Source organism: Pseudomonas sp. GW821-FHT05H12, assembly GCF_059419385.1.
This window is the reverse complement of sequence record NZ_JBWKRS010000021.1, coordinates 103,741-115,114: the sequence shown is the minus strand read 5'-3', so window position 1 is coordinate 115,114 and position 11,374 is coordinate 103,741. Positions and strand designations below refer to the sequence as shown.

10 protein-coding genes are annotated in these 11,374 nt (G+C 62.3%); 9 read left to right on the top strand and 1 reads right to left on the bottom strand.

Translation table 11 applies throughout. From position 1 onward, the window contains the following. The first annotated feature begins 104 nt into the window (after positions 1–104). The gene (cytX, locus tag AC07SU_RS19360; protein WP_494997920.1) at positions 105–1,394 is read left to right on the top strand and encodes a putative hydroxymethylpyrimidine transporter CytX; all 1,290 of its coding nucleotides are present in this window, start codon (positions 105–107) and stop codon (positions 1,392–1,394) included. Here cytX and AC07SU_RS19355 read toward each other — a convergent pair. Beyond that, positions 1,363–2,109, bottom strand: a complete 747-nt coding sequence (locus AC07SU_RS19355) for an RsiV family protein (protein ID WP_176997156.1) — start codon at positions 2,107–2,109, stop codon at positions 1,363–1,365. The genes cytX and AC07SU_RS19355 overlap by 32 nt on opposite strands. Before the next feature lie 192 nt (positions 2,110–2,301). Between AC07SU_RS19355 and AC07SU_RS19350 the strand changes: the two genes are divergently transcribed. From AC07SU_RS19350 to AC07SU_RS19315, 8 genes are all read left to right on the top strand, one after another. Further along, positions 2,302–2,919 (top strand): NUDIX domain-containing protein, encoded by a 618-nt coding sequence (locus tag AC07SU_RS19350; RefSeq protein WP_176997155.1) that lies wholly within the window; start codon positions 2,302–2,304, stop codon positions 2,917–2,919. Further along, on the top strand, positions 2,910–3,359 hold the full coding sequence (locus tag AC07SU_RS19345; protein WP_176997154.1) for a DUF1249 domain-containing protein: 450 nt from the start codon (positions 2,910–2,912) through the stop codon (positions 3,357–3,359). The genes AC07SU_RS19350 and AC07SU_RS19345 overlap by 10 nt, the downstream gene beginning before the upstream one ends. 98 nt (positions 3,360–3,457) lie before the next feature. Then, positions 3,458–4,273 carry a 3',5'-cyclic-AMP phosphodiesterase gene (cpdA, locus tag AC07SU_RS19340; protein ID WP_494997919.1) on the top strand — a complete coding sequence of 272 codons (816 nt, stop codon included), beginning with the start codon at positions 3,458–3,460 and terminating at the stop codon, positions 4,271–4,273. Positions 4,274–4,468: 195 nt separating this feature from the next. Beyond that, complete coding sequence (locus AC07SU_RS19335; protein WP_494997918.1) at positions 4,469–5,077, top strand: YqiA/YcfP family alpha/beta fold hydrolase; 609 nt, start codon at positions 4,469–4,471, stop codon at positions 5,075–5,077. 45 nt (positions 5,078–5,122) lie between these two features. Then, the gene (gene parE / locus AC07SU_RS19330) at positions 5,123–7,030 is read left to right on the top strand and encodes a DNA topoisomerase IV subunit B (protein ID WP_176997151.1); all 1,908 of its coding nucleotides are present in this window, start codon (positions 5,123–5,125) and stop codon (positions 7,028–7,030) included. Next, positions 7,030–8,025 (top strand): esterase-like activity of phytase family protein, encoded by a 996-nt coding sequence (locus tag AC07SU_RS19325; protein ID WP_494997917.1) that lies wholly within the window; start codon positions 7,030–7,032, stop codon positions 8,023–8,025. Before parE ends, AC07SU_RS19325 begins: the two co-directional genes overlap by 1 nt. A gap of 70 nt (positions 8,026–8,095) precedes the next feature. Further along, positions 8,096–10,360, top strand: a complete 2,265-nt coding sequence (parC, locus tag AC07SU_RS19320) for a DNA topoisomerase IV subunit A (RefSeq protein ID WP_176997149.1) — start codon at positions 8,096–8,098, stop codon at positions 10,358–10,360. A 176-nt stretch (positions 10,361–10,536) separates the two neighbouring features. Further along, positions 10,537–11,244 (top strand): PqiC family protein, encoded by a 708-nt coding sequence (locus AC07SU_RS19315; RefSeq protein WP_494997916.1) that lies wholly within the window; start codon positions 10,537–10,539, stop codon positions 11,242–11,244. Positions 11,245–11,374 lie beyond the last annotated feature (130 nt).

Genomic DNA, 11,374 nt, shown 5'->3' with positions numbered 1-11,374 from the left:
CCCCCCCCCCCCCCCCCCCCCCCCCCCCCCCCCCCCCCCCCCCCCCCCCCCCCCCCCCCCCCCGGGCTCCTACAGGGGATTAATGCCCCTCAGAGATAACTCCCTTGAGCATTCAACCGAGTACCTACTCCCCCGATATCGCGGTGCCTGCTGACAAACGCGTCTTCGGCGCCCGCGACCTGTTCTCCCTGTGGTTCTCCCTCGGCATCGGCCTGATGGTCCTGCAAACCGGCGCGCTGCTGGCGCCGGGCCTGGGCTTGTCCGGCTCCTTGCTGGCCATCTTCCTCGGCACGCTGGTAGGCGTGCTGTTGCTGGCCGCCGTCGGCGTGATCGGCAGCGACACCGGCCTGTCCGCCATGGCCGCGCTCAAACTCAGCCTCGGTGCCAAAGGCGCCAGCCTGCCGGCGCTGTTGAACCTGTTGCAACTGGTTGGCTGGGGTTCGTTCGAGATCATCGTGATGCGCGACGCCGCCAGCCTGCTGGGCGCCCGAGCCTTCAGCGACGGCAGCCTGTTGGCCAGCCCGTTGCTGTGGACCCTGTTTTTCGGTGGTTTGGCGACGCTGCTCGCAGTGAGTGGCCCGTTGACGTTTGTGCGCCAGATCCTGCGCAAGTGGGGTATCTGGCTGCTGCTCGCCGCCTGCCTGTGGTTGACCTGGAACTTGTTCGCCAAGGCCGACCTTGCCGCGCTGTGGGCCAAATCCGGTGACGGCTCCATGCCGTTTGCCGTGGGCTTTGATATCGCGATCGCCATGCCGCTGTCGTGGCTGCCGTTGATTGCCGATTACTCGCGCTTCGGCCAGCGTGCAAAAAGCGTGTTTGGCGGCACGGCCCTGGGCTTCTTTATTGGTAACTTCTGGCTGATGAGCCTGGGCGTGGCCTACACCCTGGCGTTTGCGCCAAGCGGTGAAGTGAATGCGCTATTGCTGGCGCTGGCTGGCGCAGGCCTGGGGATTCCGCTGCTGCTGATCCTGTTGGACGAGTCGGAAAACGCCTTTGCCGACATCCACTCGGCGGCGGTGTCCAGCGGCATGCTATTGCGCTTGAAGGTTGAACACCTGGCCCTGGCCATCGGTGTGATCTGCACCCTGATCGCCTGCTTTGCGCCGTTGGCCCAGTACCAGAACTTCCTGTTGTTGATCGGCTCGGTGTTTGCGCCGTTGTTTGGCGTGGTGCTGGTGGATCACTTCATCCTGCGCCGTCGTGGCGAGGGCGTGGTTGCCAGCCTGCGTTGGCCGTCACTGCTGGCCTGGTTGGGTGGCATTGCGACTTACCACCTGCTGGCCAACTTGTATCCGGATGTCGGTGCGACCCTGCCAGCACTGGTGCTGGCAGGGCTGTTGCAGCTGGTGCTGGGCCGCGCCGTTAGTGGCGTGCGGGCATCAGCTCAGGCTTGAGTACGCCGGTGAGGCGCGCGTAGGGGATGGTCATTTCGATCAGCCCCAACGCGTACGGGCCAATGGTGGCCACGTTGTACTTGAGCACCACGCCGTTGCTGGTCAGGGCCACGTTCGGGGTCTTCTGGAACGGCCAGTTCTTCACGAACTCCGGGTCACGGTCCATCTGCGAGTTGATCAGCCAGCTGTTGTGGGCGACTTTGGCCGTGTTCCAGAACGCCTGTTCCTGGCCCGGCAGCAACATGTCGGTCAGGCTCAGCTCTTTGTGCAGGATGCGTGAATAGTTGATGAAGCCACGGCCGGGCTCGCCGTGGGCGGCGCCAGTGTCCAGGTAGCTGGAGACTTCGATGATCACCAGTCCGTCATGCTGCTCACGTACCTTGGCTTGCAGGTACATGCTGTTGCGGTCGGCGGACTCACGCAGGAACTTGTCCCGGTAGGCATTCAAGGTAGGCGGCACGCTGGCGCCCGGCGTGGTACGGGTCATTTGCAGCAGGCGCTGTTCCACCAGGGAGTCCAGTTGCGGCTCGGTGGGGAAGTGCACGGTATCGATGTTCACCAGCGGGCAATCCGGGCTGTCGCAGCCGGGCTTGATCTGTTCCGAGGCGTCCGGCTTGGTGTCCAGCGGCTTGAGGTAGCTGGGTTGGAACAGGCTCTGGCAGGCGCCCAGGGTCAGCGCGATACAGGCCACAGAGGCGATTTTCAAAAGCGACATGGAAGTCCTTCGTCTAACGATAAGAGCGAAATTTGTGGAGCTTCGACTACCGACAAAGCAGTCAGTTCGCCACTAAGCTGATTAGAGTGATTCTGACGCCCGCCGTCTATCCCGGCAACTGGAAAGGGGCTGCACCAAGGGGCGGGAGCGCGTTAGGATGGCGCCCATTGCACCGGCACTACGAGGAAGGATATGACGGACATTGCGAAATCGGCGCCGAGCAAGATCGAGATTGTTCAGCGTGACAATGCCTACCAGGGCTTCTATAAGCTTGATCGCGTGCAGCTGCGCCACGAGAAGTTCGACGGCGGCATGAGCCGGGTGATCAACCGTGAAGTCTTCGTGCGTCATGACGCCGTGTGCGTATTGCCTTACGACCCGCAGCGCGATGAAGTGGTGTTGATCGAGCAGTTTCGCGTAGGCGCCATGGGCCGTACCGACAACCCCTGGCTGGTGGAAATGGTTGCCGGCCTGATCGACAAGGACGAGGAACCTGAGGAGGTTGCGCACCGCGAAGCCGAGGAGGAAGCTGGGCTGACGTTCTCCGCGTTGTGGCCAATCACCAAGTATTTCCCTTCGCCCGGCGGCAGTACCGAGTTTGTCCACCTGTACCTCGGCCGTTGCGACAGCGCAGGCGCAGGTGGCGTCCATGGATTGGAAGAAGAAGCTGAAGATATCCGTGTCACCACCTGGGCGTTTGAGGATGCCCTGCAAGCGGTGCGCGACGGCAGAATTTCCAACGCAGCCAGCATTATCGCCCTGCAATGGCTTGCGCTTAATCGCGCGGAAGTGAGGGGGTTATGGCAGTAAAGGCACGGGAACGATATCGAGTTGACCTGGTGGGCCTGCAAGCGGCCTGCGAGGCCAACTATGCGCGGTTGATGCGCCTGCTTCCCGACATGCGCCACACGCCTGAGGCACGGCGCATTGCCGTGACCCACGGCGACCAGATGCTCGGTGTGCTGACCCTGGAGGTCATGCTCACCTGCCCGTACACCACCACTTTGCGGGTGCGCCAGGAGCACAGCCTGCCCTGGCTGCCGGTGCCGCAGCTGGAAGTGCAGGTGTACCACGACGCGCGGATGGCCGAAGTGATCAGCGCCGAGCATGCACGACGCTTTCGCAGCATCTATCCTTACCCCAATGTGTTCATGCATCAGCCCGATGAGAAAGCACAGCTCAATGTGTTCCTCGGTGAATGGTTGAGTCACTGTCTGGCCCTGGGCCATGAGTTTGAAGTCGTGCGGTAGATGTGAACTGCATCTGATTCCTTGTATTTCCTCTTTGGTGTCCTGCCCAGCATAATCACGCCAACCGTCCATTCCTGTGATTGCCTTGGGAGAGCGCCTTGCCGAGCGTATCCACCGTGAGCCCCGACGCTTCGGCGTTGCTGGTGCAACTGTCCGACAGCCACCTGTTTGCCGAGGCCGACGGCACGCTGCTGGGCATGAACACCCGTGAAAGCCTGCAACGGGTGATCGACTTGGTGCACGGGCAGCAGCCGCAGATCGACCTGATGCTGGCCACGGGCGACCTGTCCCAGGACGGCACGCTGGAGTCGTACCAGCAGTTTCGCGAGATGACCCGGGCCATCAACGCTCCGGCGCGCTGGATTCCGGGCAACCACGACGAGCCGCAGATCATGGCGCACGCCGCCGTGCACAGCGATTTGCTGGAGCCGGTGGTCGACATCGGCAATTGGCGCGTCACCTTGCTGGACTCCGCCGTACCGGGTTCGGTGCCGGGTTATCTGCAGGACCAACAATTGCAATTGCTCGCCCAGGCCTTGAGCGAGGCGCCGAACAGGCACCATCTGGTGTGCTTCCATCACCATCCGGTGCCGATCGGCAGCGCGTGGATGGAGCCCATCGGCCTGCGCAACCCTGACGCACTGTTTGCCGTGCTCGATCGCTTCCCGCAGGTCAAGGCGGTGCTTTGGGGGCATGTTCACCAGGAAATCGACCGCCAGCGCAACGGTGTGCGGCTGCTGGCTTCGCCGTCCACCTGCATCCAGTTCGCGCCGGGCAGCGAGGACTTCAACGTCAGCGAGCAGGCACCGGGTTACCGCTGGCTGCGCCTGCACCCCGACGGACGGTTGGAGACAGGTGTTGAAAGGGTCCAGGGCTTCGCCTTCACCGTGGATTACGGCAGCAACGGCTACTGACACCCATCCCCCTTGTGGGAGCCGGCTTGCCGGCGATAGCGCTCTGCCAGCCAAGAAATAGGTGGCTGATTCACCGCCATCGCCGGCAAGCCGGCTCCTACAAGGGTTCTTCTGTGTCCTTTGGGCCTGGGTCATCACACGGGGCATCGATCCCTGTAAACTGCGCCTCTTTGGCTGATGCACGGAGAGCCCGGCATGTCTGCTTCGATCCTCTATATCCACGGTTTCAACAGTGCGCCGGCGTCCAACAAGGCCACTCAGTTGATCACCGTGATGGGCGCACTCGGCCTGGCCGATCAACTGCGTGTACCGGCCTTGCATCACCACCCGCGCCAGGCAATTCCCCAGTTGGAAGCGGCGATTGCCGAACTGGGGCGGCCACTGCTGGTCGGCAGCTCGCTCGGCGGCTACTATGCAACCCATCTTGCCGAACGCCATGGCCTCAAGGCGCTGCTGGTCAACCCGGCCGTGAGCCCGCATCGGATGTTCGACGGTTACCTGGGCACCCAGAAGAACCTCTACACCGATGAAACCTGGGAACTGACCCACGACCACGTCACGGCCCTGGCCGAGCTGGAAGTGCCGGCGCCCCAGGATGCCGCGCGTTATCAGGTGTGGTTGCAGACCGGGGATGAAACCCTGGATTATCGCCTCGCCCAGCAGTATTACCGGGCCTGTGCCTTGCGCATCCAGGCGGGTGGCGATCACGGTTACCAGGGGTTTGCCCGGCAATTACCGGCCATGCTGAGTTTTGCCGGCATTGGCCCTGATCACTATCAATCCTTCGATTTCGCAGCTCTTTGAAAATCGCAGGTCATTTTTTAATCGAACGACTCACGACGAGACCTTATGGCCACTCCCAGCGCTAGCTCCTATAACGCCGACGCCATCGAAGTCCTCTCGGGCCTCGACCCGGTGCGCAAACGCCCCGGCATGTACACCGACACCAGTCGGCCGAACCACCTTGCCCAGGAAGTCATCGACAACAGTGTCGACGAAGCCCTGGCCGGCCACGCCAAGTCGGTGCATGTCATTCTTCACGCTGACCATTCCCTGGAAGTGTCCGACGATGGTCGCGGCATGCCGGTGGACATCCACCCGGAAGAGGGTGTGCCAGGCGTCGAACTGATCCTCACCAAGCTCCATGCGGGTGGCAAGTTCTCCAACAAGAACTACCAGTTCTCCGGTGGCTTGCACGGTGTGGGTATTTCGGTGGTCAACGCCCTGTCCACACTGGTGCGGGTGCGGGTCAAGCGCGACGGCAACGAATACGAGATGACCTTCGCCGATGGCTACAAAGCCACCGACCTGGCTGTGGTCGGCACCGTTGGCAAGCGCAACACCGGCACCAGCGTGTACTTCGCGCCGGACCCGAAATACTTCGATTCGCCCAAATTCTCCATCAGCCGCCTCAAGCACGTGCTCAAGGCCAAGGCTGTGCTGTGTCCGGGCTTGCTGGTGACCTTTGAAGACAAAGGCACCGGTGAAAAGGTCGAGTGGCACTACGAAGACGGCCTGCGCTCCTACCTCGAAGATTCCGTCAGCGAGTTCGAGCGCCTGCCCAACGAGCCGTTCTGCGGCAGCCTGGCCGGTAATAAAGAAGCGGTCGACTGGGCGCTGCTGTGGTTGCCCGAGGGCGGCGACAGCGTGCAGGAAAGCTACGTCAACCTGATCCCGACGGCCCAGGGCGGTACCCACGTCAACGGTTTGCGCCAGGGCCTGCTGGATGCCATGCGCGAATTCTGCGAATACCGCAGCCTGTTGCCGCGTGGCGTGAAGCTGGCGCCGGAAGACGTGTGGGAGCGTATCGCGTTCGTGCTGTCGATGAAGATGCAGGAGCCGCAATTCTCTGGCCAGACCAAAGAGCGCCTGTCGTCCCGCGAGGCGGCGGCGTTTGTCTCCGGTGTGGTCAAGGACGCCTTCAGCCTGTGGCTCAACGAGCACCCTGAGCTGGGCCTGGCCCTGGCCGAGCTGGCGATCAACAACGCCGGCCGCCGTCTGAAAGCCAGCAAGAAGGTCGAGCGCAAGCGCATCACCCAGGGCCCGGCACTGCCCGGCAAGCTGGCCGATTGCGCCGGGCAAGACCCGATGCGTTCCGAACTGTTCCTGGTGGAGGGTGACTCCGCCGGTGGTTCCGCCAAGCAAGCGCGGGACAAGGAGTTCCAGGCGATTCTGCCGTTGCGCGGCAAGATCCTTAACACCTGGGAAGTCGATGGCAGTGAAGTCCTGGCCAGCCAGGAAGTGCACAACATCGCCGTAGCCATCGGCGTTGACCCGGGCGCAGCGGACATGAGCCAGCTGCGCTACGGCAAGATCTGCATCCTCGCCGACGCCGACTCCGACGGCCTGCACATTGCGACCTTGCTGTGCGCACTGTTCGTACAGCACTTCCGCCCGCTGGTGGATGCCGGTCACGTCTACGTCGCCATGCCACCGCTGTACCGCATCGACCTGGGCAAGGAGATTTTCTACGCCCTGGACGAAGCCGAACGCGATGGCATCCTCGACCGTCTGGTGGCCGAGAAGAAACGCGGCAAACCGCAGGTCACGCGATTCAAAGGCCTGGGTGAAATGAACCCGCCGCAACTGCGCGAAACCACCATGGACCCGAACACGCGGCGCCTGGTGCAGTTGACGCTGGGCGAAGACTTTGCCGAAACCTCGGAAATGATGGACATGCTGTTGGCGAAGAAACGCGCGCCGGACCGCAAGTCCTGGCTGGAATCCAAGGGCAACCTGGCCGAGGTTCTGGGCTGATGCGCACAGGTTTCGCCCTGGCGATCCTGATGTTGAGCGGGTTGGTGGCCATCCAGGTGGCTGCCGCGCCCGTTGCAGAACTCAAATTGGTGTCCGAACACCCGGTTGACGGCATGCGCGGCGGCAATCTCTCCGGCCTGGCCCTGTGTGGCAAGGACCTGTGGACGGTTTCCGACCGTGATGATGATCAGATCTATCGCCTGGATATCAGTGCGCCGACCTGGCAGGCCGAAACGGTCAAGATCGACGTGCCACCGGTGCCCGAGTCCGGGTTGCCCTGGGGCCTGCGTTCGCGGACCAAGGCCGCTTCGTTCATTCGTGGCGGTGATCTGGATTTCGAAGGCATCACCTGCGATGCGGCGGGCAACCGCTACATTGTCAGCGAAGCCCACGCGGCGGTGCTGCAAGTGCCGGTCAGCGGTGAATCGCAGTGGTTGAAGATCGCCCCGGGCATGGTGCGTGAAGCGCGAGCCAGTGGCATGTTGCTGCACTTCAATGCGCTGTTTGAAGGCCTGGCGATCAACCCCGAAGGCAATCAGCTCTGGCTGGCGGCCGAACGTGAGCGGCGCGGCCTGATCTCGATCAAACGTGCGCAAAGCGTGTGGGACTGTGATGGGCCCTGCGTGTTGCTGAGCGAGGCTGGCCAGGAAGTACAGCCGGCGCAGTTCACCAACGCCAAGGCGGTGTCCAAGGACTTTGCCGACCTGGCGCTGTTCAACGGCAAGCTGTTTACCTTGGAGCGCAATGCGTTCCAGATTTGCCGGCGCGATCTGGTCACGGCCAAGGTTGAGCGGTGCTGGTCGTTTGCCGACGAAACCCTGACGCCCGAGCGCCGCTACGCCCAGCCGTATGGCCTGGCCGAAGTGTTGGTGGTGGATGCTGACGGTGCCTGGCTGGGCATCGACAATAACTTCGGCCCGCGCGCCGATGGTGAAAAACGCCCGGTGGTCTATCGTTTCGCCGCCCCGGCCGGGGGCTGGAGTGCCCAGCCATGAATGTGAATTTTCTTGAATTGACCCGACGTCGCGACATTTTCGCTGCGTCTTACCAAATGATGAGGCCCGCATGAGTGACATCCTCGCAGACAGCTTAGATGGCGTAGAACGCCGGTCGCTGGCTGACTTCACCGAAAATGCCTACCTCAACTACTCCATGTACGTGATCATGGACCGTGCCTTGCCGCACATCGGCGACGGCCTGAAGCCCGTGCAACGGCGCATCATCTACGCCATGAGTGAGTTGGGCCTGGACGCCGATTCCAAGCACAAGAAATCGGCGCGTACCGTCGGTGACGTGCTCGGCAAGTTCCACCCCCACGGCGACTCCGCCTGCTACGAAGCCATGGTGCTGATGGCCCAGCCGTTCAGCTACCGCTACACGCTGGTGGACGGTCAGGGCAACTGGGGTGCGCCGGATGATCCCAAGTCTTTCGCCGCCATGCGGTACACCGAAGCGCGGTTGTCGCGTTATTCGGAAGTGCTGCTGAGCGAATTGGGACAGGGCACCGCTGACTGGGGCCCGAACTTCGACGGTACCCTCGACGAACCCCTGGTGTTGCCAGCACGTTTGCCGAATATCCTGCTCAATGGCACCACCGGTATCGCCGTGGGCATGGCCACCGACGTGCCACCGCACAACCTGCGCGAAGTCGCCACGGCCTGCGTGCGCTTGCTCGATGAGCCCAAGGCCACGGTGGAGCAGCTCTGCGAGCACATCCAGGGCCCGGACTACCCGACCGAAGCGGAAATCATCACGCCGCGCGCCGACCTGCTGAAAATGTACGAAACCGGCAAGGGCTCGGTGCGCATGCGCGCCGTCTACCACGTCGAAGACGGCGACATCATCGTCACCGCGCTGCCGCACCAGGTGTCCGGCGCTAAGGTGCTTGAACAGATCGCCGCGCTGATGCAGGCCAAGCCGTCGAAGTTGCCGCAGGTTGCCGACTTGCGTGACGAGTCCGACCACGAGAACCCGTGCCGCATCGTGATCATCCCGACCAACAGCCGGGTCGATCACGAAGTGCTGATGCAGCACCTGTTTGCCAGCACCGACCTGGAGTCCAGCTATCGGGTCAACGTCAACATCATTGGCCTGGACGGCAAGCCGCAGCTGAAGAACCTGCGCAACCTGCTGGTGGAGTGGCTGGAGTTCCGCATACAGACCGTGCGTCGCCGCCTGCAATTCCGCCTCGACAAGGTTGAGCGTCGCCTGCACCTGTTGGACGGCTTGCTGATTGCCTATCTCAACCTGGACAGAGTGATCCACATCATCCGCACGGCCGAGCACCCGAAGGCCGAACTGATCGCCGAGTTCCAGCTGAGCGAGATCCAGGCCGACTACATCCTCGACACCCGTTTGCGCCAGTTGGCGCGACTGGAAGAAATGAAGCTGCGCGACGAGCAGGATGCGCTGCTCAAGGAACAAGCCAAGCTGCAGGCCCTGTTGGGCAGCGAAGCCAAGCTCAAGAAGCTGGTGCGCAGCGAGCTGATCAAAGACGCCGAAACCTATGGTGATGACCGTCGCTCGCCGATCGTCCAGCGCGCTGAAGCGAAAGCGCTGACAGAAACCGAGCTGCTGCCAAACGAGAAAATTACCGTCGTTCTGTCGGAAAAGGGTTGGGTTCGTTCAGCCAAAGGGCATGATATTGACGCCACTGGCTTGTCGTACAAGGCTGGCGATGGGTTCAAGACCGCCGCAGCCGGGCGTTCCAACCAGTTTGCGGTGTTTATCGATTCGACCGGGCGCAGCTATTCGGTGCCGGCCCACACGCTGCCGTCTGCACGGGGGCAAGGCGAGCCGCTCACTGGGCGCCTCACGCCACCGCCGGGGGCAAACTTTGAGTGTGTGCTGCTGCCCGACGATGACGCGCTGTATGTGATCGCTTCCGACGCCGGGTATGGCTTTGTCGTCAAAGGCGAAGACTTGCAGGCTAAGAACAAGGCGGGCAAGGCGCTGTTGAGCCTGCCGAACAACGCCAAGGTGATCCTGCCGCGTCCGGTGGATGACCGTGATAGCAATTGGCTGGCGTCGGTGACCACCGAAGGCCGCTTGCTGGTCTTCAAGATCAGCGACCTGCCGCAGTTGGGCAAAGGCAAAGGCAACAAGATCATTGGTATCCCGGGGGAGCGCGTGGCCAGTCGCGAAGAGTACGTGACCGACATCGCGGTGATCCCGGAAGGCGCAACCCTGGTGCTTCAGGCCGGCAAGCGCACGTTGTCGCTGCGTCCTGACGACCTTGAGCACTACAAGGGCGAGCGGGGCCGGCGTGGTAACAAACTGCCGCGTGGCTTCCAGCGAGTGGATGCTTTGTTGGTGGAAACGCCTGTTTAAGGCGAATTAGAGCCCCCGATCTACGATTTAACGCGTAGATCGGCGCTTTGGCGCTGGAGTCATGGCGCATATTCACGGATGATATGGCCTTTCCAGCGCCGGCGTGGCCGAGCGTGTTTAGGTTATTTTTAGTATTACATTGTGGTTCGCCTTGTGGCAGCCACCTGGATGGGATGATGACTGCTCCACGCCTTCCTTTAATTTTGATGCTCGCTGGCCTTCTGGGGCTGGCGGGTTGCAGCACACACCAGCCTGTGTCGCTGTACCAGCTGGACAGCGGAAGTCCGGCTCAGCCAGCTCAAACCGCTGGCATGGCCGTATTGCTGGGCCCGGTAGTCGTTGCGGACTACCTGCAACGCGAAACCCTGCTGCAACGTCAGAACGATGGCAGCCTGCAAGGTTCCACTGACGGTCGTTGGGCGGGCAGTTTGTCCTCCGACATCAACCAGCTGATGCTGCGCCAGGTGGCGGGCCAGTTGGACAGCCAGCGTGTGGTGCTGGCGCCTGCGCCAACCGGCTTCACTCCGGATGTGCAGGTGTTGCTGACCATCACGCGGCTCGACTCGGGCACTTCGCAACCGGCGATCCTCGATGCACAGTGGCGTTTGATCGACCGCCGCGGGCAAGTGCGGGACAACCGTATCGTGCATCTGCAGGAAGAACACACCGGCACCACCGCGTCCCAGGTCCAGGCCCAGGGCGTGTTGTTGCAGCACTTGGCGCAGCAGTTGTCGGTGGCCCTCAAGCCATTGGCCAACCAGCCGCCGATTGCCGAGGCACCGCGCAAGCAGGCCCCGGCCCCGGCCAAGCCTGCTGAGCCGCAGAAGCCGAAGATGCCGATGGCCACGCCGATCCGTACGGACATGGAAGTGTTCAGGTTCTAAGCGAAATTGCAGATACAAAAAAGGCCCGCTGATTCAGCGGGCCTTTTTGTTTGTGCGTGCTTTGGTGCTGGAACCCCGCCCCTTGTAGGAGCCGGCTTGCCGGCGATGGCGGCCTCAAGACCGCTATCGC